The following is a 26362-nucleotide window of genomic DNA, read 5'->3' on the forward strand; positions in this document are numbered from 1 at the left end:
GCGAGCAGTCCGGATGCCGGATGCACACCTGACAGACTCTCACACAAGGAATGAATATGAAGACCATCGGCAAGAACATCGTGATCGTGCTGGCCGCACTCGGTATCGCCGGCGCGTCGATCGGCGTGCAGGCCCAGACCCAGGCGCCGCAGGACGGCCGCCACGGCTACGCCATGACGAAGGAAGAGCGCCATGCGAAAATGGCCGAGTTCAAGGCCAAGCGCCTGGAGCACCGCGCCGCCCGCCAGGCGAAGCTGCAGGAAGCGCTGAAGCTGACCCCGGCCCAGCAGCCGGTGTGGCAGGCCTTCGTGGCCAGCATGACGCCCCCGCAAGGCGAGCGTGCGCAGCAGCGTTTGAGCCCTGAGCAGCGCGCCGCCCTCACCGCGCCGCAGCGCCTGGAACGCCGCATCGCCATGCAAAAAGCACGCATCGCCCGCATGGAAGCGCGCCTGTCGGCACTGAACAGCCTGTACGCCGCGCTCACGCCGGAACAGCGCAAGGTGTTCGACGAGCAGAAGCAGGGTCGCCGCGGTGGGCGCCATCATGGCGGTCACGGCATGATGCGCGGTTAAGCCGATCCATCGATGTGAAAAAGACGCCCTCGGGCTAATGTTGTTCAGTTAAACGTAGGGTGGCCGGGTTTCCCGGCCGCGCGTCCAGCTCCGATGTGATCTGCCACAGCGCATCGGTGATGTGAACGCGCGGCCGGCGAAGCCGGCCACCCTACATTTTTATGCTAACTGAACGGCATTACGCCCTCGGGCGTCTTTTTTTCTTCGGCAGCGTGTCAACTCACGGCAGCTTGGACAGGGAAGCCAGGAACTTCTTCGCGTCCTGGTAACCGATCACCCGGCTATCCGGAATCTCCTTCCCCTCCCTGTCGAACAGGATGATCCCCGGCGGCCCGAACAGGCTGAACCGCTTGAGCATCGCCTTGTCATCCGCATCGTTCGCCGTCACGTCCACCTGCAGCAGCACCGTATTGGCCAGCTTGGCCTGCACCGCCGGATCCACGAAGGTCAGCTTCTCCATCTCCTTGCAGGACACGCACCAGTCGGCATAAAAATCGAGCATCGCGGTCTTGCCGCCGGTATTGGCCAGCGCTTCGTCGAGCTGCGCCACGGTCTTGACGCGCTTGAACACCAGCTCCTGGTGCGCGCCGCCTTTCAGGTGCGCCAGCGGCGCGAGCGCATCGCGCCCGCCGCTGGCCACGCCCACCAGCTGCATCGCGCCCAGCACGGCGAACGCCGCGCCTGCCGCCATCGAGGCCCAGTGCCGGTGCTTGCGCAGCAGGTAGAAGCCGTAACCGAGCAGGAGCAGCGCCCAGCCCAGCATCTGCACCACGGGCGGCAGCACCGGCGACACCAGCCACAAGGCCATCGCCAGCATCAGCACACCGAACAGGCGCTTGACCGATTCCATCCACGCACCGGCGCGCGGCAGCAGCGAACCGGCCGACACACCCACCAGCAGCAGCGGGATGCTCATGCCGATCGCCATCGCGAACAGGGCCGCGCCGCCAATGAACACGTCGCGCGTCTGGCTGATGTAGACCAGGGCGCCGGCCAGCGGGGCCGCCACGCAAGGCCCGACGATCAGGGCCGAGATCGCGCCCATCGCGAACACGCCGGCCAGCTTGCCGCCCGCATGGCGGCCGGAGGCGGAGGCCAGCCGGCTTTGCAGCGCCGTCGGCAGCTGCAGCTCGTAAAAGCCGAACATCGACAGCGACATCGCCACGATCAGGAGGGCGAACGCGCCCAGTACCCACGGGTTCTGCAGCGCCGCCGCCAGGCCCTCGCCGATCAGGCCGGCCGCGATTCCCAGCGCCGTGTAGACGATGGCCATGCCGAGCGAGTAGGTCACCGACAGGATGAAGCCGCGCGAGCGGCGCACGTCCTTGCCCTCCCCCACGATGATCGAGGACAGGATCGGCACCATCGGCAGCACGCAGGGCGTGAAGGCCAGGCCCAGGCCGAGCAGGACGAAAGCGGGCACGATGGCCAGCAGGCTGCCGCCGCCCAGCACGGCGGCGATGTTCGAGAGGTCCGATGGGGCTTGCGGAGCTGCAGCCACGGCGGGCTGCGCGACCGGCGCTGCGGGCGCCGTCTCCATCGCGGGCTGCGCCGACAAGGGTGAGCCGGCCATCGGTGGCGCTTTGGCGCCGATCGGCAGTGCGGGTGGAGCGGGCGTGCCGCCGGCGGCCGCCAGCTGGGCCGCATGTTCCTGCGGTGGATAGCACAGGCCGGCGTCGGCGCAGCCCTGGCTGGTCGCGGTCAAGGTGAACGGGCCACTGCCCTCGACCGGGATGCGAATCACCAGGGCGTTCTTGTAGGTCTCGACATCCTTCTGGAAGGTCTCGTCGTATTTCACCTTCCCCGGCGGCAGTTCGGGCGTGCCAAGCGTGGCGCCGGTTGCGCGGAAAGCGAAGCGCTCGCGGTACATGTAATAGCCTTCGGCGATCTGGTAGCGCACCTCGACCGTCTTCGCATCGAGCATGCGGGCGTCAAAACGGAAGGCAATGGCAGGATCGAGGAAGTCATCGGCGGCACGCACACCGGCTGCGGTGAGCATCAACAGGGCGGTGAACAGCAGCAGGCAGGCGTGCAGCAGGCTGCGCGGGGTGATACGAGGCGATCGGGGCATGGTGTCGGATGAGTTGTTACAGCGCACCGGCATGGTACACCGGGCGGGCAATCGTTGCGCGACAAGGGCCAGGCGCAGGGACGAAAAAAAAACCAGGCACGAGGCCTGGTTCTTTCAGTCGTCGCAAGAAGCGATTACTCAGCGGTTGGAGCGTCTTCCACCGAGGTTTCGTCCGGACGGTCCATCAGTTCGACATACGCCATTGGCGCGTTGTCGCCCACGCGGAAACCCATTTTCAGGATGCGCAGGTAGCCGCCGTTACGGTTGGCGTAACGTGGGCCCAGTTCAGCGAACAGCTTCAGGACCATTTCGCGGTCGCGCAGGCGAGCGAAGGCCAGGCGCTTGTTCGCCAGGGTGTCGGTCTTGCCCAGGGTCAGGATCGGCTCGATGACGCGGCGCAGTTCCTTAGCTTTTGGCACGGTGGTCTTGATGGCTTCATGACGCAGCAGGGAAACGGTCATGTTGCGCAGCATTGCCAGGCGGTGGGACGAAGTACGGTTCAGCTTGCGAAGGCCGTGACGGTGACGCATGGTAAATCCTTTCGAGTGTTTTCAATTCCAGTTCTTCGATCGTTCGTGCTCAGCACGCCCGCGGACCGGTTCTAGAGGGTTAGTTACTACGGTTTTATCATCCAAAAAGGATCTGGCTTCGCCAGTCCTTTTTGGCTGTTCCCACCCGAAAGTAGGTGTGTACTTTCGGGTGAATTCTTTTACTTCTCCAGGCCGGCTGGTGGCCAGTTCTCGAGTTTCATACCGAGCGTCAGGCCGCGCGAAGCAAGGACTTCCTTGATTTCGTTGAGCGACTTGCGGCCCAGGTTTGGCGTCTTGAGCAGTTCGTTTTCCGAACGCTGGATCAGGTCGCCGATGTAGTAGATGTTTTCTGCTTTCAGGCAGTTTGCCGAACGGACCGTCAGCTCCAGGTCGTCGACCGGACGCAGCAGGATCGGATCGACCAGCGGAGCGCGCGATGGCGCTTCGGCGGCGGCTTCGGTGCCTTCCAGGGCAGCGAACACGTTCAGCTGATCCACCAGGACGCGTGCCGACTGGCGGATCGCTTCTTCCGGGGTGATGACGCCGTTGGTCTCGATGTTGATGATCAGCTTGTCCAGGTCGGTACGCTGTTCGACACGTGCCGATTCCACTGCGTACGACACGCGGCGCACTGGCGAGAACGAGGCGTCCAGGATGATGCGGCCAATAGTCTTGTTGGTGTCTTCCGACAGGCGACGGACGTTGCCCGGAACGTAGCCACGGCCTTTTTCGACCTTGATCTGCATGTCCAGCTTGCCACCGGCGGTCAGGTGAGCGATCACGTGATCCGGGTTGATCAGTTCCACGTCATGCGGCAGGTCGATGTCCGAAGCCAGGACGGCGCCTTCGCCTTCCTTCTTCAGGGTCAGCGTCACGGAGTCACGGTTGTGGACCTTGAAGACGACACCCTTCAGGTTCAGCAGCAGGTCGACGACGTCTTCCTGCACGCCATCCAGCGACGAGTACTCGTGCACGACACCGGCGATGGTGACTTCGGTCGGCGCGTAGCCGGTCATCGACGACAGCAGCACGCGGCGCAGCGCGTTGCCCAGGGTGTGGCCGTAACCACGCTCGAACGGCTCCATCACGACTTTCGCGTGGCCGGCGCCGAGTGCTTCGACGTCGATGATACGTGGCTTCAACAGACTGTTTTGCATGAAATGTCCTTTTCAATACCCTCGGTTCGTTACACCGATAAGGCTGATGGCATTAATAAATAAAGCGCCTGCTCGACGAGCAGGCGGTGAGACGAATGTGGTGAACGACGGAAGTGGTAGAAATCTTGGGTTCTCTGCGGTGCCAGCCTTGAGGCTGCTGCGACCGCACCACCACCACGTCGTTCCGGCGCAGGCCGGAACCCAAGTTGTCGGCTAAGCCAGCAAACTTGGATCCCGGCCTGCGCCGGGATGACTTTGTCGCGGGGTGACCGCGACGAAGTCAATTAACGCGAGTACAGTTCGACGATCAGCGCTTCGTTGACGTCAGCAGCGATTTCGTTACGTTCTGGGAACGAACGGAAGGTGCCTTCCATCTTCTTGCTGTCGACCGAGACCCAGCTCGGCATGCCGACCTGCTCAGCCAGCGACAGGGCTTCAGCGATACGAACCTGCTTCTTGGCCTTTTCACGCACAGCGATCACGTCGCCGGTCTTGACCTGGTACGAAGCGATGTTCACGACGTTACCGTTCACGGTGAAGGCCTTGTGGCTCACCAGCTGGCGCGCTTCAGCGCGGGTCGAGCCGAAGCCCATGCGGTAAGCGACGTTGTCGAGACGCGCTTCCAGCAGCTTCAGCAGGGTTTCGCCGGTGTTGCCTTTTTTACGCGATGCGTCGGCGAAGTAGCGGCGGAACTGGCGTTCCAGGATGCCGTACATGCGCTTGACCTTCTGCTTTTCACGCAGCTGGTTACCGTAGTCCGAGGTGCGGGCACCCGACTTGACGCCGTGCTGGCCTGGCTTGATGTCCAGTTTGCACTTCGAGTCGAGCGAGCGGCGTGCGCTCTTGAGGAACAGGTCAGTGCCTTCACGGCGCGACAGTTTTGCTTTTGGTCCGATATAACGTGCCACGTTAGAGTCCTTTTATGAATTAATCACGCCCCAGCGATGCAGTGCATCCAGGCGCTAGTCCGACCCACTGTGTGAGCGGACGTGGCTTAATAACACCCGCCGACAAGATGCGGCAGGCGACAAGAGCCGGGCAGTATAACCCATTTCTGGGCTCTGCACCGGCTGATCTCGTAATACATAACGGGGCACTAGGCCCCGTATGATGGCTTTTCGCCACAGTCAGAGTTCAAAAGACCCCTGACTGCAAGCGCGCAGTATCAATTAGATACGACGACGCTTTGGAGGACGGCAGCCGTTGTGCGGAACTGGAGTAACGTCCTGGATCTCGGTGATCTTGATGCCCAGGTTGTTCAGTGCACGCACAGCCGATTCACGGCCTGGGCCTGGGCCCTTGATGCGCACTTCCAGATTCTTCACGCCCGATTCCTGAGCGACCTTGCCAGCAGCTTCGGCAGCGACCTGAGCTGCGAACGGGGTCGATTTGCGCGAACCCTTGAAGCCGGCGCCGCCGGAAGTTGCCCACGACAGAGCATTGCCCTGGCGATCGGTGATCGTGATGATCGTGTTGTTGAAAGAAGCGTGCACGTGGGCGATGCCCTCGGCAACGTTCTTCTTGACTTTTTTGCGCACGCGGGCTGCTGCTGCGCTGCTCTGTTGCTTGGCCATAGTCGGTTCCTAGATTATTTCTTGAGCGATTGAGCGGCCTTGCGCGGACCCTTGCGGGTGCGAGCATTGGTGCGGGTACGCTGACCGCGCACTGGCAGACCCTTACGGTGACGCATGCCGCGGTAGCAGCCCAGATCCATCAGACGCTTGATGTTCATGGACAGTTCGCGGCGCAGATCGCCTTCCACGACAAACTTCGCGACTTCGTCACGCAGCTTCTCGAGTTCGTTATCGTCGAGGTCCTTGACCTTCTTGTTGGTCGCGATACCAGTCGCGTCGCAGATCTTCTGCGAGCGTGGGCGGCCAACACCGTAGATCGCCGTCAGGCCGATAACAGTGTGCTGATGATTTGGGATGTTAACCCCTGCAATACGTGCCATTCGTTATTCCTCTTAACCTTGACGCTGCTTGTGACGCGGCTCGACGCAGATCACACGGACCACGCCCTTGCGCTTGATGATCTTGCAGTTGCGGCAGATCCGCTTGACTGAAGCGTTAACTTTCATTTTGCACTCTCTTCGGTTCGTTTACTTAATGATTTTTACTTGGTGCGGAACACAATGCGGGCCCGGGACAGGTCGTACGGGGTCAACTCCACCGTCACCTTGTCGCCCGGGAGAATACGGATGTAATTCATCCGCATTTTACCCGAGATATGCCCCAAAACCACGTGCCCATTTTCCAGCTTCACGCGAAATGTTGCGTTCGGGAGATTCTCGAGAACCTCCCCTTGCATTTGGATGACGTCGTCTTTTGCCATACGCTCTATGCCTTCCCGCTTAACGCGACGGAATACCGCCCTTGAAGTTCGCCTTCCGCAACAATGATTCGTACTGTTGCGACATGACGTAATTCTGTACTTGTGCCATGAAGTCCATCGTCACCACCACGACAATGAGGAGGGACGTACCACCGAAGTAGAAAGGAACTTTCCACTGCGAGGTCATGAATTCCGGCACCAAACACACCAGGGTGATATAAACCGCACCGGCCAGGGTCAGGCGCATCAAGATCTTGTCGATGTAGCGTGCGGTCTGCTCACCAGGACGAATGCCTGGGACGAACGCGCCGCTCTTCTTCAAGTTGTCCGCCGTTTCCTTACTGTTAAATACCAGCGCCGTATAGAAGAAGCAGAAAAACACAATCGCCACCGCATACAGCAACGCGTGGATCGGCTCGCCTGGACCCATCGACGCAGCCAGGTCTTTCAGGAACCCGATGAACGGGCTCGTGGAATCCTTGCCACGCGTGAACCAGTCGACGATCGTCGCCGGGAACAGGATGATCGAGGAAGCGAAGATCGGTGGGATCACGCCGGCCATGTTCAGCTTCAAGGGCAGGTGGCTGGTTTGGCCACCGTAGATCTTGTTGCCGACCTGACGTTTTGCGTAATTAACCAGGATCTTGCGCTGCCCGCGTTCCACGAACACGACGGCATACGTTACCGCTGCTACCAGGACCACGATGATGATCGCGGAGAAGCTGCTGATCGAACCGTTCGAGACCAGGGTGAACAAACCACCCAGCGCCGACGGAAGACCTGCTGCGATACCGGCAAAAATGATGATCGAAATACCGTTGCCAAGACCACGCTCGGTGATCTGCTCGCCCAGCCACATGAGGAACATGGTGCCGGTCAGCAGAGTCGTCACCGTGACGAAGCGGAAGCCCATGCCCGGATCGAGCACGAGGCCAGGCTGCGACTCGAGCGCGACCGCGATGCCGAACGCCTGGAACAGAGCCAGTGCCACCGTGAAGTAACGGGTGTACTGGGTGATCTTGCGGCGGCCGGCTTCGCCCTCTTTCTTCAGCGCCTCGAGTTGCGGCGAAACGATCGATGCGAGCTGCATGATGATCGAAGCCGAAATGTAAGGCATGATGCCGAGGGCGAACACGGTAAAGCGGGACAAGGCGCCGCCCGAGAACATGTTGAACATGCCCAGGATGCCGCCTTCATTCTGCTTGAACAGTGCCGCCAGCTGCACCGGGTCAATCCCGGGGACCGGGATGTGAGCACCGATGCGGTACACGACCAACGCGCCAAGCAAAAACCACAGCCGGCCCCAGGGGAATCCGGAAGCAGCGCTTTTACCAAGTTGTGAATTAGTCGCCAATTTTTGCTCCGATCAGGCAGGGCCGCAATTAAGCGACCGAACCGCCAGCTGCTTCGATCGCCGCTTTCGCGCCGGCCGAGACCTTCAGGCCCTTGAGGTTCACCGCCTTGGTGACCTCACCCGACAGGATGACACGCACGTCGCGCGCCAGCACTGGCAGGATGCCTGCTTGCTTGAGCACCATGATGTCGACATCGCCGACAGCCAGGTTGTTCAGGTCCGACAGGCGAACTTCCGCCTTGAAGGTTGCGTTCAGGGACTTGAAGCCACGCTTCGGCAGACGACGCTGCAGAGGCATCTGACCGCCTTCGAAGCCGACTTTGTGGAAGCCGCCCGAACGCGATTTCTGACCCTTGTGACCACGGCCGGCAGTCTTGCCCAGGCCGGAGCCGATACCGCGACCGACGCGGCGCTTGTAGTGCTTGGCGCCGTCAGCTGGTTGAATGGTATTGAGTTCCATTGATTTCTCCGTACGTAAGCCCGAAGGCTTACGAGACTACTTTAACGAGGTACGCGACTTTGTTGATCATGCCACGCACGGATGGGGTGTCCTGCAGCTCGGAGACCGAGTTGACACGACGCAGACCCAGGCCGCGCACGGTGGCACGGTGATCCTGACGGGTACCGATCAGGCCCTTGACGAGCTGAACTTTGACAGTGTTTGCCATTTTCTTCCCCTTAACCCAGGATGTCTTCAACCGACTTGCCGCGCTTGGCGGCGATGTCGGAAGCAGTGCTCATTTTCGACAGGCCGTCGAGCGTTGCGCGAACCAGGTTGTACGGGTTCGACGAACCGGTCGACTTGGCGACCACGTCGGTCACGCCCATCACCTCGAAGATAGCGCGCATTGCGCCACCAGCGATGACGCCGGTACCAGGCTTGGCTGGCGACATCATGACGCGCGAGGCGCCGTGACGACCGGTGACGGTGTGGTGCAGGGTACCGTTCTTGAGGGGCACCTTGATCAGGTTGCGGCGGGCTTCTTCCATCGCTTTTTGCACGCCGACTGGAACTTCCTTCGACTTGCCTTTGCCCATGCCGATGCGGCCATCGCCGTCACCGACAACGGTCAGCGCTGCAAAACCCATGATACGACCACCCTTGACCACTTTGGTCACGCGGTTGATCGCGATCATTTTCTCGCGCATGCCATCATCCGGCTTGTCGCTTGCCATTTTCGCTTGCATTTTTGCCATGACGATTCTTCCTTAGAACTTCAGACCGGCTTCACGCGCGGCTTCCGCCAGCGCCTTCACACGGCCGTGGTAACGGAAACCCGAGCGGTCGAACGCTACTTCGGTGATTCCTGCTTTCAGTGCTTTTTCAGCGACGCGCTTGCCGACGATGGCAGCAGCGGCAGCGTTGCCGCCGACGCCGGTCTTGCCAGCCAGTTCAGCGCGCACTTCAGCTTCCAGCGTCGAAGCCGACACCAGCACCTTTGCGTCCGGGCTGGTCAGGTTCGCATAGATGTGCAGGTTGGTGCGGTGAACCGACAAACGGTTCACGCCCAGCTGGGCAATCTTGATGCGGGTTTGACGTCCGCGACGCAGACGTGATTCTTTTTTGTCCATGTCAGCTCCGATTATTTCTTCTTGGTTTCTTTAAGCTTCACCACTTCGTCCGAATAACGGACACCCTTGCCTTTGTAAGGCTCAGGCGAGCGGTAAGCGCGCACTTCGGCAGCCACTTGGCCGACCTTTTGACGATCGATACCCTTGATCAGGATTTCGGTCGGGGTCGGGGTGGTTGCAGTGACGCCTTCCGGCATCGCGTGCAGCACCGGGTGCGAGAAGCCCAGGGACAGGTTCAGGGCGTTGCCCTGCACTGCTGCCTTGTAGCCCACGCCCACCAGGTTCAGCTTGCGCTCGAAACCCTTGGTGACGCCGGTAACCATGTTGTTGACCAGGGCGCGCAGGGTACCCGACATGGCGTTCGATTCACGGGAATCGTCCACCACGTCGAAAGTCAGCGTGCCGTCTTTGTTTTCTACTTTGACCTGGCCGTTCAGGGCCTGGGTCAGGGTGCCCAGCGGGCCCTTGACGGTGATCGACGACGCGTTGATCGCGACATCGGTACCGGCCGGGACGGCGATTGGCATCTTAGCTACTCGAGACATGTCTACTCCTTAAGCCACGTAGCACAGCACTTCGCCACCGACGCCGGTAGCACGTGCTTTGCGGTCGGTCATGACGCCTTGCGGGGTCGAAACGATAGCGACGCCAAGACCGTTCATGACGGTTGGGATCTCGTTCTTGCCCTTGTAGACGCGCAGGCCAGGACGCGAGACGCGCTCGATGCGCTCGATGACCGGACGGCCGGTGTAATACTTCAAACCGATTTTCAGTTCCGACTTGCCACCTTCGGTGGACACGGCGAAATCTTCAATGTAACCCTCGTCCTTCAGGACGTTGGCAATGGCAACCTTGACTTTGGACGACGGCATTGCGACCGTGGTTTTCTGGACAACTTGTGCGTTGCGAATGCGGGTCAGCATATCGGCGATAGGATCGCTCATACTCATTGCATATTCTCCTATTACCAGCTGGCTTTGGTCATACCCGGGATTTCGCCTTTCATGGCGAACTCACGGACTTTGGTGCGGGCAAGACCGAATTTACGGAAAGTGCCACGTGGACGACCGGTGATTGCGCAGCGGTTACGCTGGCGGGTCGGCGCCGAGTTACGTGGCAGTGCCTGCAGTTTCAGGCGTGCTTCGTATTGCTCTTCTTCCGACTTCGACTGGTCGTTGATGATCGCTTTCAGAGCTGCACGCTTTGCGGCGAATTTCTCCACCAGGTCTGCACGCTTCTGTTCGCGGTTAATCAGTGCAAGTTTTGCCATGCTCTTAGTTCCTGAACGGGAATTTGAAGGCGGCGAGCAGCGCTTTGGCTTCTTCGTCGGTCTTAGCGGTGGTCGTGATCGAGATGTTCATGCCACGCAGCGCGTCGATCTTGTCGTAATCGATTTCAGGGAAGATGATCTGTTCCTTGACGCCGATGTTGTAGTTGCCACGACCGTCGAACGATTTGCCGTTCACACCACGGAAGTCACGCACGCGCGGCAGAGCCACGGTGATGAAGCGATCCAGGAATTCGTACATGCGGTTACCGCGCAGGGTCACCATGGTACCGATCGGATAGCCTTCGCGGATCTTGAAACCTGCGATTGCCTTGCGCGACTTGGTGGTGACCGGCTTCTGGCCGGCGATCTTGGTCAGGTCGCCAGTTGCGTGCTCGAGCACTTTCTTGTCAGCGATCGCTTCACCGACACCCATGTTCAGGGTGATCTTGGTCAGGCGCGGCACTTCCATCGCCGACTTGTAGCCGAATTTCTCGGTCAGTTCAGCGACGACTTTTTCTTTGTAAATATCTTGGAGACGGGCCATTTATTCTTACCCCTTCACTACTTCGCCGCTCGACTTGAAGACGCGGACTTTTTTGCCGTCCTGGTCTTTGAAGCCAACGCGATCTGCCTTGCCGGTCGCTGCGTTGAACAGCGCAACGTTCGACACGTGAATCGGCATAGTCTTGTCGACGATACCACCAGTAACACCGGTCATCGGGTTAGGCTTGGTCGCTTTTTTAGCGACGTTGACGCCTTCGACGATGACGTGTTCAGCGTCTACACGCTTCTGAACGACACCGCGCTTGCCCTTGTCTTTACCGGCCAGAACGATGACTTCGTCGTTTTTACGAATCTTATCCATGTCGAATCCTTACAGAACTTCAGGTGCCAGGGACACGATCTTCATGAACTTTTCAGTGCGCAGTTCGCGGGTCACTGGTCCGAAGATACGGGTACCGATCGGCTCCAGCTTGGCGTTCAGCAGGACGGCGGCATTGCCATCGAACTTGACCAGGGAACCATCCTGGCGGCGCACACCTTTGGCGGTACGCACAACCACGGCGTTGTAAATTTCACCTTTTTTGACACGACCACGTGGCGCAGCAACCTTGACGGTTACCTTGATCACGTCGCCAATGCTCGCATAACGGCGCTTGGAACCGCCCAACACCTTGATGCACAAAACTTCTTTTGCACCGGTGTTGTCGGCCACTTCGAGCCGGCTTTCGGTTTGAATCATAGTATTTTCTTTCCCAACTTAAGCCGAAGAAACCCCACGGTGAACCGTAGGCCTGCGGTCAGTCTTGGTCCCGCCATGACGCCCCTGCTGGAGCCCCATGTTTGGGTGATGGACTTTCCAAATAACTTCCGTTACACAGGCCGCTTTACCGAGGGGGGACAAACTGCGGCAACACATGAACGAAGCCCGCTAGTATCTCAGATACCAGCGGGCCACGCAAGACAAATTTCAGAGCTTAGATGACCTGTGCTTCTTGCACAACGCGAGTCACCGTCCACGCTTTCGTCTTCGAGATCGGGCGACCTTCCGTGATCTCGACCGTGTCGCCGGTCTTGACCTGGTTGGTTTCGTCGTGCGCGTGATACTTGTTCGAGCGCACGATGATTTTGCCGTACAGCGGGTGCTTCACGTGACGCTCGATCAGTACGGTCACCGTCTTGTCCATTTTGTCGGACACGACTTTGCCGACCAGCGTACGCTTCAGCGCCGTTTTAGTGGTGTCGTTCATTTGGCTTCCTTCTGGTTCATCACGGTCTTCACACGTGCGATGTCGCGACGTACTTTCTTGAGCTGCGAAGTGTTACCCAGCTGCTGGGTAGCGATTTGCATGCGCAGGCCGAATTGGGCCTTGAGCAGCTCATTCAGCTCCTTTTGCAGGGCTTCCTGGTCCTTGCCGAGGAGTTCCGATGCTTTCATATTCAACTCCTTTTATTGGCCGACCTGGCGGACCACGAAAGTGGTAGCCAGTGGCAGTTTGGCAGCGGCCAGGCGGAACGCTTCGCGTGCCAGTTCTTCAGCGACGCCGTCCATCTCGTACAGGACTTTGCCTGGCTGGATTTCAGCGACGTAGTATTCTGGATTACCCTTACCGTTACCCATACGGACTTCGGCCGGCTTGTTCGAAATCGGCTTGTCCGGGAAGATACGGATCCAGATACGGCCGCCACGCTTGATGTGACGGGTCATGGCGCGACGTGCCGCTTCGATCTGGCGTGCAGTGATACGGCCGCGGGCAACTGCCTTCAGACCGAATTCACCGAACGAGACCGCGGTGCCGCGGGTGTGCGAAATGCCGGTGTTACGGCCTTTCTGCTCTTTACGATACTTCCTGCGCGATGGTTGCAGCATGCTTATTCTCCTGCTTTCTCAGCTGGCTCAGCGGCGGCTGGCGTCGGCAGCTTGACGGCTGGACGAGCGCGCACGACTGGCGCTGCAGTTGCTGGACGGGCACCGCCGGCTGGACGTGGGCCGCGCGATGGCTTGCCATCGTCACGACGTGGTCCGCGTGGCTTCTTCTCGTCCGGCGGGGTGTCGATGACTGGTGCTTCGCCGGTGACCGAACGGTCGCCCTTGTAGACCCAGACCTTGACGCCGATGATGCCGTACGTGGTCGATGCTTCGCTGGTGCCGTAGTCGATATCGGCGCGCAGGGTGTGCAGAGGCACACGGCCTTCGCGGTACCATTCGGTACGTGCGATTTCGATGCCGTTCAGGCGGCCCGACGACATGATCTTGATGCCGACGGCACCCAGACGCATGGCATTTTGCATGGCACGCTTCATTGCGCGGCGGAACATGATGCGCTTTTCCAGCTGCTGCGAAATCGAGTCGGCGATCAGCTGCGAATCGATCTCAGGCTTGCGGATCTCTTCGATGTTGACGTGCACGGGCACGCCCATGATCTTCGCCAGCGAAGTCTTCAGCACTTCGATGTCTTCGCCTTTTTTACCGATCACGACACCAGGACGCGACGAGTAAATGGTGAAGCGTGCATTCTTGGCTGGACGCTCGATGACGATGCGGCCGACCGAAGCGTTCTTCAGCTTCTTTTTCAGGAATGCGCGTGCTGCCAGATCTTCTTGCAGCATGTCGGCGAAGTTGCCGTTGCCAGCGTACCAGCGCGATGCCCAGTTACGGGTGACCGCCAGGCGGAAGCCGGTTGGGTGGATTTTCTGACCCATCGTATGACCCCTTAGTTACCGACAGTCACGTAAATGTGACAGGATTGTTTCGAAATGCGATCGCCGCGGCCTTTGGCGCGAGCCGTAAAGCGCTTGAGGATCGGGCCCTTTTCAACATAGATCTGCACGACTTTCAGCTCGTCGATGTCGGCGCCATCGTTGTGTTCCGCATTGGCGATAGCCGACTCGAGAACCTTCTTGATGATGGTCGCGCCCTTCTTCGGGCTGAACTGCAGAATGTTGAGTGCTGCGTCAACTTTCTTGCCGCGGATCAGGTCCGCAACGAGGCGGCCCTTTTGTTCCGACAGGCGCACGCCTTTGAGGATTGCTTTAGTTTCCATTATTTTTTCGCCTTCTTGTCAGCGGCGTGGCCCTTGAACGTACGGGTCAGCGCGAATTCGCCGAGCTTGTGGCCGACCATGTTCTCCGACACGTACACAGGCACGTGCAGCTTGCCGTTGTGCACAGCGATCGTCAGACCGATGAAGTCAGGCGTGATCGTCGAGCGGCGCGACCAGGTTTTTACCGGCTTTTTGTCTTTGTTCGCTTGCGCGGCTTCGACTTTTTTCACCAGGTGGGCGTCAACGAACGGCCCTTTTTTCAATGAACGAGTCATGTGTTATCCCTTATTTCTTGCCGCGGCGCGAAACGATCATCGACGAAGTACGCTTGTTCGAACGCGTCTTCTTACCCTTCGTCTGTTGGCCCCAAGGCGACACTGGATGACGACCAGCTGCGGTTTTACCTTCACCACCACCGTGCGGGTGATCGACCGGGTTCATGACCACACCGCGAACGGTAGGACGAACACCGCGCCAGCGCATCGCACCAGCTTTACCGATCTTGCGCAGGCTGTGTTCGGCATTGCCGACTTCGCCAACGGTAGCGCGGCACTCGATGTGCACGCGACGAACTTCACCCGAGCGCAGGCGAACCTGGGCGTAGGTGCCTTCGCGGGCCATCAGCACGACGCCGGCGCCGGCGGTACGGGCCATCTGGGCACCCTTACCTGGCAGCATTTCGACGCAATGCATCACGGTACCGACCGGGATGTTACGGATTGGCAGGCAGTTACCCGACTTGATCGGCGCTTCCGAGCCGTTCATGACGGCGTCGCCGACAGCCATGCCTTTGGTGGCGATGATGTACGCACGATGACCATCCGCGAAGCACAGCAGAGCAATGTGCGCGGTACGGTTCGGGTCGTATTCAATACGCTCGACCTTGGCCGGAATACCGTCCTTGTCGTTGCGCTTGAAGTCCACCATACGGTAGTGTTGCTTGTGACCACCACCGATGTGACGGGTAGTGATGTGGCCGTTGTTGTTACGGCCGGCAGTTTTCGATTTCTTTTCAACCAGTGCTGCGAACGGACGACCCTTGTACAGGCCTTCGGTCACAACTTTCACCATGCCGCGACGGCCTGGGGAGGTTGGCTTCATCTTAACGAGTGCCATTATTTAGCCTCCTCGACAAAATTGATTTCCTGACCCGGCTTCAGGGCCACGAAAGCGCGCTTGGTGTGGTTGCGACGACCGGTGAAACGGCCCGAACGCTTCTGCTTGCCTTCGCGGTTTGCGGTTTGCACCGATTCCACTTCGACTTTGAACAGCAGCTCGACGGCAGCCTTGATTTCTGGCTTGGTCGCATCCGGCAGAACCTTGAACACGATCTGTTCGTTCTTTTCAGCGACAAAAGTCGCCTTTTCGGAAATGACCGGAGCCAGCAGCACCTTCATCAGGCGCTCTTCGCTGAATTTGATTGCGGCGCTCATGCGTACATCTCCTCGATCTTGGCCAGTGCAGCTTTGGTGACCAGGACTTTTTTGTAGAACACCAGCGACATCGGATCAGCTGCTTTCGGCTCGACGACCAGCACGTGCGGCAGGTTACGCGAGGCGAGCAACAGGTTTTCTTCGATGGTGTCGGTGATCACCATGACCGATTCCAGGCCCATGCCCTGGAGCTTTTGGCTCAGCAGCTTGGTTTTTGGAGCGTCGATCGACAGGTTTTCGATAACGACCAGACGGCCTTCACGAGCCAGTTGCGAGAAGATCGAGCAGATACCTGCACGGAACATCTTCTTGTTGACTTTGTGGGTGAAGTTCTCGTCAGGCGAGTTCGGGAAGATGCGACCACCGCCGCGCCACAGTGGCGACGACGACATACCAGCACGAGCGCGGCCGGTACCTTTTTGGCGCCATGGCTTCTTCGTGGTGTGGCTGACTTCTTCACGGTCTTTTTGCTTGCGGTTACCGCTACGTGCGTTGGCAGCGTAGGCGACCACGACCTGGTGAATCAGGGCTTCGTTGTATTCGCGGCCGAACACGGTATCGGCGGCGGCAACGCCGGCGCCAGCTTGACCTTGCTCATTCAGGAGCTGAAGTTCCATAATTAAGCTCCTTTCTTGGCTTTGACTTTGACGGCTGGCTTGACAACCACTTGGCCGTTCTTGGCGCCAGGAACGGCACCCTTCACCAGCAGCAGTTGACGCTCAGCGTCGATACGAGCGACTTCCAGGTTCTGGGTGGTGACGGTAACGTCGCCCATGTGACCGGTCATGCGCTTGCCTGGGAACACGCGGCCTGGATCCTGGGCCATACCGATGGAGCCAGGAACGTTGTGCGAACGCGAGTTACCGTGGGTAGCGCGACCCGAGGCGAAGTTGTGACGCTTGATGGTACCGGCGTAGCCCTTACCGATCGAGGTGCCTTGCACGTCGATTTTCTGGCCCACTTCGAACATCGATGCATCGATGGTGTCGCCGGCTTTGAGTTCAGCGGCTTTGGCGGAATCGATGCGGAATTCTTTCAGCATCGTACCGGCTTCCACGCCAGCTTTGGCGAAGTGACCGGCGGCGGCTTTGATCACGCGGGAAGCGCGACGTTGACCGAATACAACCTGAACAGCGGTATAACCGTCAGTTTCAGGAGTTTTGACTTGCGCAACACGGTTGTTCGACACGTCGAGCACGGTAACTGGGATCGAATCCCCGTCATCCGTGAAGATGCGCATCATGCCAACCTTGCGACCGAGAAGGCCCAGGCTCATTTTTTCTCCATTCCCACCTACGATTGGGCGGGGCTAATTTAACTACAGGAAAAGGTGCGGGCAAAAAAGATAAACCCGTACCGAAGCCGGCTAGTATAGCGCGCAAAAAGGCTTGACGCAACAAGAGATTCGGGGGTATGTCGACCCTGTTGCGTTTTCCGCTGCACTTGGAGAAAGAAAGAAATCCGACCTGCTGGTCGGCGCAGAAAAGACAGAGGAACCGTCTTTTCTCTGCAGGCTCGGGGAGCCTGCGATCTGGAACTACTGAGGAATTTTGGTGGGCGGTGCAGGATTCGAACCTGCGACCCCTTGGATGTCGACCAAGTATTCTAACCAACTGAACTAACCGCCCGGGGAGCCGAATTATAAAGGCGGTCGCGCAGGTTTTGCAATAGCTGTGTTGTCCAATTGTGAAAAAAAGTGCGCGGACATGGTCGCGGCAGCGCCGCCCCATGCACACCCCCTGCTCCGGAACGATGGAATACTCCCCGTGTACAATTGCATAATCAACGCCTGCGGTATTGGCGTGTCGATCGAAGCGCCAGCGCAGCGGTAGCGGCAGCACCGCTGGCTGCATCCCTGACAGAAAAGGAGTTCGTATGGCAATCAGTCTGCAAAAAGGCGGCAACGTCAACCTGAGCAAGGAAGCGCCCGGCCTCACCAAGGTCATCATCGGCCTGGGCTGGGACCCGCGCTCGACCGACGGCGCCGCGTTCGACCTCGACGGCAGCGCCTTCCTGCTCAAGTCCGATGCCAAGGTGCGCGGCGATACCGACTTCATCTTCTATAACAACCTGAAGTCGAGCGACGGCTCGGTCGTGCATGCAGGCGACAACACGACCGGCCAGGGCGCGGGCGACGACGAGAAGATCGCCATCGACCTGGCCGCGGTGCCCGCCGAAGTCGACAAGATCTCGTTCTGCGTCACCATCCACGACGCCGACGCGCGGCGCCAGAATTTCGGCATGGTCGGCAAGGCCTATATCCGCTGCCTGAACGCGGCCGGCGAAGCCGAGATCGCACGCTACGACCTGTCCGAAGACAGCTCGACCGAAACCGCGATGATCTTCGGCGAACTCTATCGCCATGGCGGCGAGTGGAAATTCCGCGCCGTCGGCCAGGGCTTCAAGGGCGGCCTGGGCCCGCTGGCCCGCTCGTTCGGCGTCAACGTCTGAACTCATCCGCTTCACTGCGCCCGCGCTCCACCATGCGGGCGCATGTTTCCACTTCTACTTAGGACTCCATGCGCGTCTGGTACAACAGGACGTTCGCGTCCATCTACGCCGCCTTCACACTGATCCGCCAGGCCGATACGGCCGGGCGTTTCACCATCATCCACAGCAATGCCAACCGCCACACCCCGGCCGCGCGCCTGGCGCACGAGTTCTACAGCGAACCCACCGGGCTGGAAGCGAACGCCTATGTCGACTGGTGCCTGGCCTTCTGCCGCGAGCACCGCGTCGACATCTTCGTGCCGGGGCGCGAAGCGACCACGTTGGCCGCGCACCACGAACGCTTCGAGGCGATCGGCACGCGCGTACTGAGCGCGGCCTCGCCCTCGAAGCTGCAGCTCATCCATGACAAGGCCGGCTTCTACGCCGAGACCGAGCTGCCGCAGGCGCCGGTGGCCGAGTTCCGCCACTTCGAGAACGTCGAGCAGTTCGACGCCGCCTGGGCCGAGCTGCGCCCGCGCCATGCGAAGCTGTGCCTGAAGCCTTCGCGCTCGATCTATGGCCTGGGCTTTGCCGTCATCGACGAAGAGCGCTCCAGCGCCGCCCTGCTGCTGGCGGGCGTCGAATACCACATCGGCTACGCCGACCTGCGCCGCGGCCTGGCCGAGCTGGGGCAGTTCCGCAGCATGCTGCTGATGGAATTCCTCGATGGCCACGAGTACAGCGTCGACTGCGTGGGCGACCATGGCCGGCTGGTGGCGGCCGTGGCGCGCCGCAAGCTCTCTGCCGGCAGCGGCCAGCTGATCGACATGCGTCCCGAGATCGTCGAGGCGACCACCAATCTGGCGCGCGACTATGGCCTGAACGGCATCTTCAATGTGCAGTTCCGCGAATCGGGCAAGGGCGAGGCGCGCCGCGTGCGCCTGCTGGAGATCAACCCGCGCATGTCGGGCGGAATCGGCATGGCCTGTGCGGCCGGGCCGAACCTGCCGTGGATCGCATTGAAGGGCTTTGCCGACGGCTTCGACACGGTCGAGGTGCAGGAAGTCCGCAACGGCATGCGCGTGATCGAAGTGGCGCAGGCAGTGGAGCTGGCATGAATGCCAATTCCGATCCTTTGACGCTCGCGCGCCGCAGCGTGGCCCTGCCTACCGGCCTGCTCGAGCTCACGCTCGAGCAGGGCCTTGAAGAAGCCGACGCGCTGCTCGGCTTTGCCGCACGGGCCAACGCGAAACGCGGCTTCCTGTTCCTGAGCAAGGTGCTGGGCAAGCACTGGCCGGTGAAGCCATCGAACATGATCGCCATACACGACCGTTTGGCCGCGACCGTGCCCAACGTCGACGGCCCCGTGGTCTTCATCGCCATGGCCGAAACCGCAATCGGCCTGGGCCAGGGCGTGTTCGAAGCCTGGCTGCGCGCCCACCCGGGCCAGCCTGCCCTGTTCGTGCACACCACGCGCTACCGCGTGGGTGCAGGCCCCCTGATCGAATTCGAGGAAGCGCACAGCCACGCGCCGCGCCAGTTCCTGCACCTGCCGCAAGACCGCGCGCTGCAGGCGCTGCTGTTGAACGCCCGCACCCTGGTGCTGGTGGACGACGAGGCCAGTACCGGCAACACCTTCCTGAACCTGACGGATGCCTGCCGCCGCCTGAATCCGGGGATCGAGCGCGTGCACCTGGCGACGATCACCAATTTCATGGGCGCGGCGGCCACCGACGCTTTGGGCGAGCGTTTCGGCCTGCCGGTGAGCATGGGCGCGCTGGTCAGCGGCGAATACCGTTTCACGCCGGGCGAGTACACGGTGCCGGCGGGCGAAGCGCAGCGCTATGATCCGGACGCCGATCGCGGCGCCAGCACGCGCTTCGGGCGCCTTGGTTTGTCTGGCGCCCTGCCTGCGGCGGAGGCGCTGGCGGTGCAGCTGTCCGGCGAATTCGCCCCTGGTGCATCGGTGCTGGTGCTCGGCACCGGCGAATTCATGCACGCGGCCATGCTGCTGGGCGCGGCGCTGGAACGGCGCGGCGTGAACGTGATGGTGCAGTCGACCACGCGCTCGCCCATCCTGACCTGGGGCGCGGTGAGCCATGCCTTGACCTTCCCGGACAATTACGGCGAAGGCGTCGCCAATTTCATCTACAACGTCGCGCCCGGCCAGTACGACCACGTGCTGGTCTGCCACGAGACCGCCGTGAGCCCCGCCTTGCGCGAGCTGGCCGGCCAGCTCGATGCGCGCCTGTTCCATTTCCTGACCGAGGACCAAGTTGAAGAAGTTCCTGTTCGCTGACCTGGACGACACGCTGTTCCAGACCTTCGAGAAGTGCAACGGGGCGGATGCCCTGGAGCCGGCCGCCTATTACAAGGATGGCAGCATCTGCTCGTACACCACCCGTGCCCAGCGCGCCTTCCTGGCCTTCGTGCAGGACGGGATGACGGTCATCCCGACCACGGCGCGCGACCTGGACGGCCTGCGCCGCGTGCACCTGCCGTTCGACAGCTACGCCATCATCAATTACGGCGGCGTGGTGCTGCAGCCCGACGGCAGCGCGCATAAGCCCTGGCTGGAAGGCATGCGCGAGGCCATGCACGCCGCCCTGCCCGGCCTGCAGGAGCTCGCGCAGCACATCGACGCCTATGCGGCGCGCACCGGCTTCGGCGGACGTGCGCGCATGATCGAGGATTTCGCCACGCCCTTCTTCCTGGTCGTGAAAGACCCCGACAAGCAGCACGCGCGCCTGGCGCCGATCGAAGACGAGGTGGTGCGGCCCTGGATCGCGGACGGCAACAAGGACTACGTGGTCCACCGCAACGGCAACAACCTGGCAATCCTGCCGAAGGCGCTCGACAAGGCGCATGCCGTGGCCTGCGTGACCGCACTGCTGCGCGCCGAGCATGGCGACATCGTCACCTTCGGCATGGGCGACAGCCGCTCGGACGCGCCCTTCATGGCGGCCTGCGACTATGCGATCGTGCCGCGCGCCACCCAGCTGGCCCGCATCACGGTGGGGGCGCTGTGAGCTTTTCGGGCAGCTACCGCAGCGGCGAGGTGGAGTTTTTGCTCACGCCCCTGGCGGCGCAGGCCTTCACCAGCGTGCTTGAAAAGGAGCGCCTGATCCAGTCCGGGAAGAAGCATTACAGCCAGTTGCTCTCGCCGGAATCGGTGCCGTCGGCGCGCTACATGGCCCTGTTCGACGAGGCTTGCCGCGCCAACAACGCGCGCATGGCGCAGGACTGCCTGCGCCTTGGCGCACTCATTGCGGCGCGGCGCGCGGGCGACATCACGCTGGTCTCGCTGGCGCGGGCGGGCACCCCGGTGGGCGTGGTGGTGGCGCGCCTGCTGCGCGAAGTGTTCGGGCGCGCGGCTGTTCATTATTCGGTATCGATCGTGCGCGACCGCGGCCTGGACGCTGCAGCGCTGCGCCACATTTTGGCCGAAGGCCACCATCCGGAATCGATCGTGTTCGTGGATGGCTGGACCGGCAAGGGCGTGATCGCGCGCGAGCTGGCGCTGTCGGTCTCCGCCTTCAATGCGGCGCAGGACACGCGCATCGACAGCGGCCTGTACGTGCTGTCGGACCTGGCCGGTGCCGCCGCCTGCGCGGCGTCGGGCGAGGATTACCTGATCCCCTCGAGTATCCTGAACGCGACCGTATCCGGGCTGGTGAGCCGCACGGTGCTGGACGAGCGCATCGGCCCACAGGACTTCCATGGCTGCGTGTATTACGGCGAGTATGCACAGCACGACCAGTCGCAGCGCTTCGCCGATGCGCTGGTGGCGCTGGCCGCCGCACGGGCCGCGAACGGCCTGCCCGCTGCCAAGGCGCTGGACGCGGCGCTGGCCGGCGAAGTGTCGCGCGCCTATCTGGCGCGGGCCATGGCAGGCTATGGCATCCAGGATGTCAATTTGATCAAGCCCGGCATCGGCGAAGCCACCCGCGTGTTGCTGCGGCGCGTGCCGCGCCTGCTGGTGCTGCGCGAATCCGGCGCACCCGACGTTGCGCACCTGGAGGCGCTGGCCGAAGAAAAGCAGGTGCCGGTCGAGATCGACCCGCTGCTCCCCTATCATGCTGTATCGCTCATCAGGAATGCATTAGATGGCTAACCGGATCAAGTCGATGGGCGCGTCCCTGTACGTGCCCGCCAATCATAAAGACCTCGCTGGAATCGCCAACGGCGAGAAGCTGCCGCAAGCGCGCTCGCTGATCTTCTGCCTCGAGGACGCCATCGCCGAGCGTGAGCTGAGCTGGTCGCTGTTCAACCTGTCGGTCGTGCTGGCGAACATGATCGAGGAGATTCCCGCCGAGCGTTTCGTCCGGGTGCGCAATCCGGAAGTGATGGAGCGCGTGCTGGCGATGCCAGGGGTGGACAAGCTGACCGGCTTCGTGCTGCCGAAGGTCACCCGCCACAATTTCGACACGTATCTGCGCCTGGTGCGCGATACCGATCACGTCCTGATGCCGACGCTGGAGACGGCCGAAGTATTCTGCGACAGCGAGATGCAGCAGCTGCGCGCGGCATTCGATGCCCCCGGCGTGCGCCAGCGCATCGTCTGCCTGCGCATCGGCGGCAACGACCTGCTGGCCCTGCTCGGCCTGCGCCGCCCGCGCAGCATGACGATCTACCGCACGCCGCTGGGCCCCGTCATCGCGCGCCTGGTGACCACCTTCCGCCCGTACGGCTTCGCGCTCACCGCGCCGGTGTTCGAATACCTCGACCTGCCCGAGCTGCTCGACCAGGAGGTAGTCGAAGATCTCGCCTACGGCATGGTCGGCAAGACGGCGATCCACCCGACCCAGATCGGCCCGATCGAACAGCATTACAAGGTGCGCCCGCAAGACCTGGCAGTGGCGCGCGCCATCCTGGACGACGCCAGCCCGGCAGTTTTCCGCATGGACGACGCCATGTGCGAAGTCGCCACCCACCGCGCCTGGGCCGAGCGCCTGGTCGAACAATCGCACCGCTTCGGCGCCCATGGCCTCGATGCCGGACGCCGCACCTCACTGGAAGGAGAACCCACATGAACCAGTTCGCACGCGGGCAAAAAGGAAAACTGCTCGATCTCGGCTGCGGCAGCGCCTTCACGGTCGACATCGAACTGCAGGCGCCCGGCATGTCGGTCGACGTGTCCTGCTTCGGGCTGGATGCGTCCGAGCGCCTGGCGGACGACCGCTACATGGTGTTCTATAACCAGCTGGCCAGCCCCGAGGGCGCGGTACGGCTGGAACTGGGGGGCGCGGCTTCCCGCTTCGCCGTGAACCTCGACCTGCTGCCGGCATCGATTGCCAAGCTGGTGTTTGTCGCCGCCATCGACGGCGCCCAGACCATGCGCTCGCTGGGCGCCTGCTCCCTGAGCATCGGCAGCGCGCTGCGCTTCCCGTGGTCGGGCGCCGACTTCGGCGACGAAAAGGCGGTGATCGTGGCGGAACTGTACCGGCGCGACGGGACCTGGCGCTTCGGCGCGGTCGGCCAGGGTTTCAATGGCGGGCTGTCGGCCTTGCTGGCGCATTTCGGCGGCAGCGAAGCGGCGCCCAAGGCGGCGCCGGCTGCGGCGCCCTCCCCTGCGCCTACCGCCGCCAAGGTCTCGCTGTCGAAAGTCACGCTGGAAAAGCGCGGCGACAAGGTCTCGCTCGACAAGCGCGCCGGCAAAGGCTTCGGCCGCATCCATGTGAACCTGAACTGGAACCAGTCGTCGACCGCGGCTCCACCGCCTCCGCAGAAGACCGGCTTCTTCGACAAGCTGATCGCCGGCGCCGGCGCCGGCCGCAAGGGCCGCGGCGGCATCGACCTTGACCTGGGCTGCATGTACGAGCTGGCCGATGGCCGCCGTGGCCTGGTGCAGGCGCTCGGCAATTCCTGGGGCGACTTCGAGCGCGAGCCCTTCATCAAGCTCGATGCGGACGACCGCACCGGGGCGGTGAGCGGCGGCGAAAACCTCTACATCAATGGCGAGCGCTTCGACCAGATCCGGCGCGCGCTGATTTTCTCGTTCATCTATGAGGGCGTGCCCAACTGGGCCGCGACCGACGGTGTGGTGACGATCGCCGCGCCGGATCAGGCGCCGATCGAAGTGCGGCTCGACGGCGGCGGCAACCAGATCATGTGCGCGATCGCGCTGATCGAGAACCGCGGCGGCAGCATGCAGGTGACCAAGCTGGCAGAATACTTCCAGCAGGCCGGCGGCACCAGCGCGCACGAACTGATGGACCGCCACTTCGGCTTCGGCATGCGCTGGAAGACCGGCTCGAAGGGCTAGGGTCAGTAGGGTGGGCGGGTTCTCCCGGCCGCGCGTTCAAATCACGTGTGCCGGATGCCGCGGCGTGATGCATACGTGTGTTGAACGCGCTACGAGCGACGGCTCTTAACTGACCGGCATATGGCCCATGGCCGGCATTGAACCACCGTGTACGTGGCTGGCCAGCAGTTCCGGCCGGTCCACATACATCAGCACATAGCGTGGCGCCTGGCGCTCCACCTGCCAGTGCAGCAGCCTGACCTCGGCGTCGGTTTTCAGAACCAGTACGCAGTTGGGCTTGTCGAAAGGCGTGACCAGCAGGGTGTCGGAGGCGTGGATGCCGTGGCGGCGGCGCCAGCGTTCCGGGGCTTCATCCACCCTCTCGCAGCGCTCGATCGCGTGAAAGGCAATGCTGCCCCGGCTGCGCACGCCGACGCGCAAGTGCAGGACACCGTCAAGCAGCACATGGCATCCGCCACCCACATGCCAGCGGTCTCCCAGTATCCACACCACCGAATACAGCACGCCGATGCCGCCTGCCAGGTGGATGACGAAGCGGGTATCCGCGTCGGCAATCCAGAGGTTGATGAGCAGGACGTTGATCGGCAGCTCGAGAAACAGGGCCACCATGGCCACGCCGATCGCGGTGCCGTAGGAGCCGCGGCGCAGGTAGCTCAGCTCCACGCCCTCGGGCACGGACGCCGGGGTACGGCGCAATAGCCATTGGGCGAAGCCGGTCCACATCAGCCGGTCCACCCGGAACATGCCGACCAGCTCGGGCGGCAGCAGCGCGATAATGCGCTCGGCCCATCCCTTGGCGGAGCGCAGGCGGCCCAGCGCTTCGGGCGCATGCGCGAGGTCTTTCGCAACGATCAGGGCCAGCAGCAATACCAGGCCGAAGGGACGCAGCGCTGCCGACAGCTCGGCAGGCAGGGCCTGCCTGGCGAACATCAGCACGAGGAAGGCGAGGTAGCCGTAGCCCGCGAGCTGCAGCCATGAAGCGCGGCGCAAGCTGGTGGCGACATTGTTGAAGCTGTGGCTGAGCTGCATGTGTTCCTCGCGTTGTTCTCGACCTCGACATACTAAGGAGAGGAACCCGGCATGGCAATGCGACAGCGGTAGACCGGAAAATTTTTACCAAATGGCAAAAATAATGACAAAGGCCGGGAGTTCTCGCGAACTTCCCGGCCTTTGCTTCGCGGCGCATTGCTGCGCCGGCGAATAAGCGATTACTGCAGCTTGATTTCGACGTCCACGCCAGCTGGCAGGTCCAGCTTCATCAGCGCGTCAACGGTCTTGTCGGTAGGATCAACGATGTCCATCAGGCGCTGGTGCGTACGGATTTCGAACTGGTCGCGCGAGGTCTTGTTGACGTGCGGCGAACGCAGGATGTCGAAACGCTGGATACGGGTTGGCAGTGGGACTGGGCCCTTGACCACGGCGCCGGTGCGCTTGGCGGTGTCGACGATTTCCAGTGCGGACTGGTCGATCAGCTTGTAGTCGAATGCCTTCAGGCGAATGCGGATTTTCTGGTTAGCGGACATGCTATTTCCTTTAAAAGAACGTTCCGGCTCGGAGCCGGCAATGTGTGAAAGGTGTTACGGCACTGCTTGAGAGGCGGGATTGTATCACCCTTCCCTCTCATAAAGATGGGGACAGACAAAAAGTCTGCCCCCATCTGTTGCCCCAACGGGACAGCTGTCCCGTGGAGCGATCCAGCTAACCGAAATTAACCCAGGATCTTGGCAACCACGCCGGCGCCGACGGTACGGCCGCCTTCGCGGATAGCGAAACGCAGGCCTTCTTCCATCGCGATCGGGTTGATCAGCTTGACGGTGATCGACACGTTA

The 26362-nt window shown here is 61.5% G+C and carries 40 protein-coding genes and 1 tRNA gene; 8 read left to right on the forward strand and 33 right to left on the reverse strand.

Going from position 1 to position 26362, the window contains the following annotated elements; genetic code table 11:
• Positions 1-56 precede the first annotated feature (56 nt).
• Positions 57-572 carry a Spy/CpxP family protein refolding chaperone gene (locus AC56LR_RS14980; protein ID WP_497131565.1) on the forward strand — a complete coding sequence of 172 codons (516 nt, stop codon included), beginning with the start codon at positions 57-59 and terminating at the stop codon, positions 570-572.
• Between the two features lie 220 nt (positions 573-792).
• Here the strand turns inward: AC56LR_RS14980 and dsbD are convergent, their stop codons facing one another.
• From dsbD to AC56LR_RS15130, 30 genes are all read right to left on the reverse strand, one after another.
• Positions 793-2643 (reverse strand): protein-disulfide reductase DsbD, encoded by a 1851-nt coding sequence (dsbD, locus tag AC56LR_RS14985; RefSeq protein WP_497131567.1) that lies wholly within the window; start codon positions 2641-2643, stop codon positions 793-795.
• A gap of 134 nt (positions 2644-2777) precedes the next feature.
• Positions 2778-3173 (reverse strand): 50S ribosomal protein L17, encoded by a 396-nt coding sequence (gene rplQ / locus AC56LR_RS14990; RefSeq protein ID WP_171085161.1) that lies wholly within the window; start codon positions 3171-3173, stop codon positions 2778-2780.
• A 179-nt stretch (positions 3174-3352) separates the two neighbouring features.
• Entirely contained in the window at positions 3353-4330 is a 978-nt protein-coding gene (locus AC56LR_RS14995; RefSeq protein WP_171085163.1) for a DNA-directed RNA polymerase subunit alpha, read from the reverse strand.
• Between the two features lie 284 nt (positions 4331-4614).
• Entirely contained in the window at positions 4615-5238 is a 624-nt protein-coding gene (rpsD, locus tag AC56LR_RS15000) for a 30S ribosomal protein S4 (protein WP_259210994.1), read from the reverse strand.
• A 261-nt stretch (positions 5239-5499) separates the two neighbouring features.
• Positions 5500-5904, reverse strand: a complete 405-nt coding sequence (gene rpsK, locus AC56LR_RS15005; RefSeq protein ID WP_005663404.1) for a 30S ribosomal protein S11 — start codon at positions 5902-5904, stop codon at positions 5500-5502.
• A gap of 14 nt (positions 5905-5918) precedes the next feature.
• The gene (gene rpsM / locus AC56LR_RS15010; protein WP_056337616.1) at positions 5919-6284 is read right to left on the reverse strand and encodes a 30S ribosomal protein S13; all 366 of its coding nucleotides are present in this window, start codon (positions 6282-6284) and stop codon (positions 5919-5921) included.
• A 12-nt stretch (positions 6285-6296) separates the two neighbouring features.
• Positions 6297-6410 carry a 50S ribosomal protein L36 gene (gene rpmJ / locus AC56LR_RS15015; RefSeq protein ID WP_005663407.1) on the reverse strand — a complete coding sequence of 38 codons (114 nt, stop codon included), beginning with the start codon at positions 6408-6410 and terminating at the stop codon, positions 6297-6299.
• Positions 6411-6445: 35 nt separating this feature from the next.
• The gene (gene infA / locus AC56LR_RS15020) at positions 6446-6664 is read right to left on the reverse strand and encodes a translation initiation factor IF-1 (protein ID WP_010812378.1); all 219 of its coding nucleotides are present in this window, start codon (positions 6662-6664) and stop codon (positions 6446-6448) included.
• 19 nt (positions 6665-6683) lie between these two features.
• Complete coding sequence (gene secY, locus AC56LR_RS15025) at positions 6684-8018, reverse strand: preprotein translocase subunit SecY (RefSeq protein WP_497131570.1); 1335 nt, start codon at positions 8016-8018, stop codon at positions 6684-6686.
• Between the two features lie 28 nt (positions 8019-8046).
• Positions 8047-8478, reverse strand: a complete 432-nt coding sequence (rplO, locus tag AC56LR_RS15030) for a 50S ribosomal protein L15 (RefSeq protein ID WP_171085167.1) — start codon at positions 8476-8478, stop codon at positions 8047-8049.
• A 28-nt stretch (positions 8479-8506) separates the two neighbouring features.
• Positions 8507-8686, reverse strand: a complete 180-nt coding sequence (rpmD, locus tag AC56LR_RS15035) for a 50S ribosomal protein L30 (RefSeq protein WP_020655693.1) — start codon at positions 8684-8686, stop codon at positions 8507-8509.
• A 10-nt stretch (positions 8687-8696) separates the two neighbouring features.
• On the reverse strand, positions 8697-9215 hold the full coding sequence (gene rpsE / locus AC56LR_RS15040) for a 30S ribosomal protein S5 (RefSeq protein WP_036208946.1): 519 nt from the start codon (positions 9213-9215) through the stop codon (positions 8697-8699).
• 12 nt (positions 9216-9227) lie between these two features.
• Positions 9228-9590 carry a 50S ribosomal protein L18 gene (gene rplR / locus AC56LR_RS15045; RefSeq protein WP_171085170.1) on the reverse strand — a complete coding sequence of 121 codons (363 nt, stop codon included), beginning with the start codon at positions 9588-9590 and terminating at the stop codon, positions 9228-9230.
• An 11-nt stretch (positions 9591-9601) separates the two neighbouring features.
• A complete protein-coding gene (rplF, locus tag AC56LR_RS15050; protein ID WP_171085173.1) occupies positions 9602-10135 on the reverse strand; it encodes a 50S ribosomal protein L6 in 534 nt (177 codons plus the stop codon).
• Positions 10136-10144: 9 nt separating this feature from the next.
• Positions 10145-10540, reverse strand: coding sequence for a 30S ribosomal protein S8 (gene rpsH, locus AC56LR_RS15055; RefSeq protein ID WP_171085175.1), 396 nt, complete (start codon positions 10538-10540; stop codon positions 10145-10147).
• A 14-nt stretch (positions 10541-10554) separates the two neighbouring features.
• On the reverse strand, positions 10555-10860 hold the full coding sequence (gene rpsN / locus AC56LR_RS15060) for a 30S ribosomal protein S14 (protein WP_091877215.1): 306 nt from the start codon (positions 10858-10860) through the stop codon (positions 10555-10557).
• 4 nt (positions 10861-10864) lie between these two features.
• Positions 10865-11404, reverse strand: a complete 540-nt coding sequence (gene rplE / locus AC56LR_RS15065; RefSeq protein WP_497131571.1) for a 50S ribosomal protein L5 — start codon at positions 11402-11404, stop codon at positions 10865-10867.
• Positions 11405-11410: 6 nt separating this feature from the next.
• On the reverse strand, positions 11411-11725 hold the full coding sequence (rplX, locus tag AC56LR_RS15070; RefSeq protein ID WP_091877211.1) for a 50S ribosomal protein L24: 315 nt from the start codon (positions 11723-11725) through the stop codon (positions 11411-11413).
• 9 nt (positions 11726-11734) lie between these two features.
• Complete coding sequence (rplN, locus tag AC56LR_RS15075) at positions 11735-12103, reverse strand: 50S ribosomal protein L14 (RefSeq protein WP_155436388.1); 369 nt, start codon at positions 12101-12103, stop codon at positions 11735-11737.
• Positions 12104-12338: 235 nt separating this feature from the next.
• A complete protein-coding gene (gene rpsQ / locus AC56LR_RS15080) occupies positions 12339-12611 on the reverse strand; it encodes a 30S ribosomal protein S17 (protein WP_258826434.1) in 273 nt (90 codons plus the stop codon).
• Positions 12608-12799, reverse strand: coding sequence for a 50S ribosomal protein L29 (gene rpmC / locus AC56LR_RS15085; RefSeq protein WP_091877207.1), 192 nt, complete (start codon positions 12797-12799; stop codon positions 12608-12610). Before rpmC ends, rpsQ begins: the two co-directional genes overlap by 4 nt.
• 12 nt (positions 12800-12811) lie before the next feature.
• Entirely contained in the window at positions 12812-13231 is a 420-nt protein-coding gene (gene rplP, locus AC56LR_RS15090; protein WP_005663456.1) for a 50S ribosomal protein L16, read from the reverse strand.
• Between the two features lie 2 nt (positions 13232-13233).
• The gene (rpsC, locus tag AC56LR_RS15095) at positions 13234-14064 is read right to left on the reverse strand and encodes a 30S ribosomal protein S3 (RefSeq protein ID WP_171085183.1); all 831 of its coding nucleotides are present in this window, start codon (positions 14062-14064) and stop codon (positions 13234-13236) included.
• A gap of 11 nt (positions 14065-14075) precedes the next feature.
• Positions 14076-14408, reverse strand: a complete 333-nt coding sequence (gene rplV, locus AC56LR_RS15100) for a 50S ribosomal protein L22 (protein WP_171085678.1) — start codon at positions 14406-14408, stop codon at positions 14076-14078.
• Positions 14405-14680 (reverse strand): 30S ribosomal protein S19, encoded by a 276-nt coding sequence (rpsS, locus tag AC56LR_RS15105; protein WP_056337578.1) that lies wholly within the window; start codon positions 14678-14680, stop codon positions 14405-14407. Before rpsS ends, rplV begins: the two co-directional genes overlap by 4 nt.
• 10 nt (positions 14681-14690) lie before the next feature.
• Positions 14691-15521: a 50S ribosomal protein L2 gene (gene rplB, locus AC56LR_RS15110; RefSeq protein WP_497131574.1), complete on the reverse strand. Its 831-nt coding sequence runs from the start codon at positions 15519-15521 to the stop codon at positions 14691-14693.
• A complete protein-coding gene (rplW, locus tag AC56LR_RS15115; RefSeq protein WP_171085187.1) occupies positions 15521-15838 on the reverse strand; it encodes a 50S ribosomal protein L23 in 318 nt (105 codons plus the stop codon). The genes rplB and rplW overlap by 1 nt, the downstream gene beginning before the upstream one ends.
• Positions 15835-16455, reverse strand: coding sequence for a 50S ribosomal protein L4 (gene rplD, locus AC56LR_RS15120; protein ID WP_497131575.1), 621 nt, complete (start codon positions 16453-16455; stop codon positions 15835-15837). The genes rplW and rplD overlap by 4 nt, the downstream gene beginning before the upstream one ends.
• A 2-nt stretch (positions 16456-16457) precedes the next feature.
• The gene (gene rplC, locus AC56LR_RS15125) at positions 16458-17114 is read right to left on the reverse strand and encodes a 50S ribosomal protein L3 (RefSeq protein WP_489874423.1); all 657 of its coding nucleotides are present in this window, start codon (positions 17112-17114) and stop codon (positions 16458-16460) included.
• A gap of 275 nt (positions 17115-17389) precedes the next feature.
• Positions 17390-17466: transfer RNA gene (locus tag AC56LR_RS15130), tRNA-Val, on the reverse strand.
• 247 nt (positions 17467-17713) lie between these two features.
• Here AC56LR_RS15130 and AC56LR_RS15135 point away from each other — a divergent pair.
• The 7 genes from AC56LR_RS15135 (at position 17714) to AC56LR_RS15165 (ending at position 24533) form a co-directional block, all read left to right on the forward strand.
• Entirely contained in the window at positions 17714-18289 is a 576-nt protein-coding gene (locus tag AC56LR_RS15135; protein ID WP_497131577.1) for a TerD family protein, read from the forward strand.
• Between the two features lie 68 nt (positions 18290-18357).
• Entirely contained in the window at positions 18358-19386 is a 1029-nt protein-coding gene (locus AC56LR_RS15140) for an ATP-grasp domain-containing protein (RefSeq protein ID WP_497131579.1), read from the forward strand.
• Positions 19383-20567 (forward strand): phosphoribosyltransferase domain-containing protein, encoded by a 1185-nt coding sequence (locus AC56LR_RS15145; RefSeq protein ID WP_497131581.1) that lies wholly within the window; start codon positions 19383-19385, stop codon positions 20565-20567. Before AC56LR_RS15140 ends, AC56LR_RS15145 begins: the two co-directional genes overlap by 4 nt.
• Entirely contained in the window at positions 20545-21297 is a 753-nt protein-coding gene (locus AC56LR_RS15150) for an HAD family hydrolase (RefSeq protein ID WP_497131582.1), read from the forward strand. The genes AC56LR_RS15145 and AC56LR_RS15150 overlap by 23 nt, the downstream gene beginning before the upstream one ends.
• Positions 21294-22382: a cysteine protease StiP family protein gene (locus AC56LR_RS15155; protein ID WP_497131584.1), complete on the forward strand. Its 1089-nt coding sequence runs from the start codon at positions 21294-21296 to the stop codon at positions 22380-22382. Before AC56LR_RS15150 ends, AC56LR_RS15155 begins: the two co-directional genes overlap by 4 nt.
• On the forward strand, positions 22375-23301 hold the full coding sequence (locus AC56LR_RS15160) for an HpcH/HpaI aldolase/citrate lyase family protein (protein WP_497131585.1): 927 nt from the start codon (positions 22375-22377) through the stop codon (positions 23299-23301). The genes AC56LR_RS15155 and AC56LR_RS15160 overlap by 8 nt, the downstream gene beginning before the upstream one ends.
• Entirely contained in the window at positions 23298-24533 is a 1236-nt protein-coding gene (locus tag AC56LR_RS15165) for a TerD family protein (RefSeq protein WP_497131587.1), read from the forward strand. Before AC56LR_RS15160 ends, AC56LR_RS15165 begins: the two co-directional genes overlap by 4 nt.
• A gap of 105 nt (positions 24534-24638) precedes the next feature.
• Here AC56LR_RS15165 and AC56LR_RS15170 read toward each other — a convergent pair whose 3' ends face one another.
• The 3 genes from AC56LR_RS15170 to AC56LR_RS15180 form a co-directional block, all read right to left on the reverse strand.
• Positions 24639-25562 carry a hypothetical protein gene (locus AC56LR_RS15170; protein ID WP_497131588.1) on the reverse strand — a complete coding sequence of 308 codons (924 nt, stop codon included), beginning with the start codon at positions 25560-25562 and terminating at the stop codon, positions 24639-24641.
• A 179-nt stretch (positions 25563-25741) separates the two neighbouring features.
• The gene (rpsJ, locus tag AC56LR_RS15175) at positions 25742-26056 is read right to left on the reverse strand and encodes a 30S ribosomal protein S10 (RefSeq protein WP_091877180.1); all 315 of its coding nucleotides are present in this window, start codon (positions 26054-26056) and stop codon (positions 25742-25744) included.
• Between the two features lie 185 nt (positions 26057-26241).
• Positions 26242-26362, reverse strand: a 121-nt coding sequence (locus AC56LR_RS15180) for an EF-Tu C-terminal domain-related protein (RefSeq protein ID WP_497131592.1), incomplete at its 5' end; no start/stop codon positions are given.

This window comes from Telluria sp. ZT3P39 (assembly GCF_059685935.1).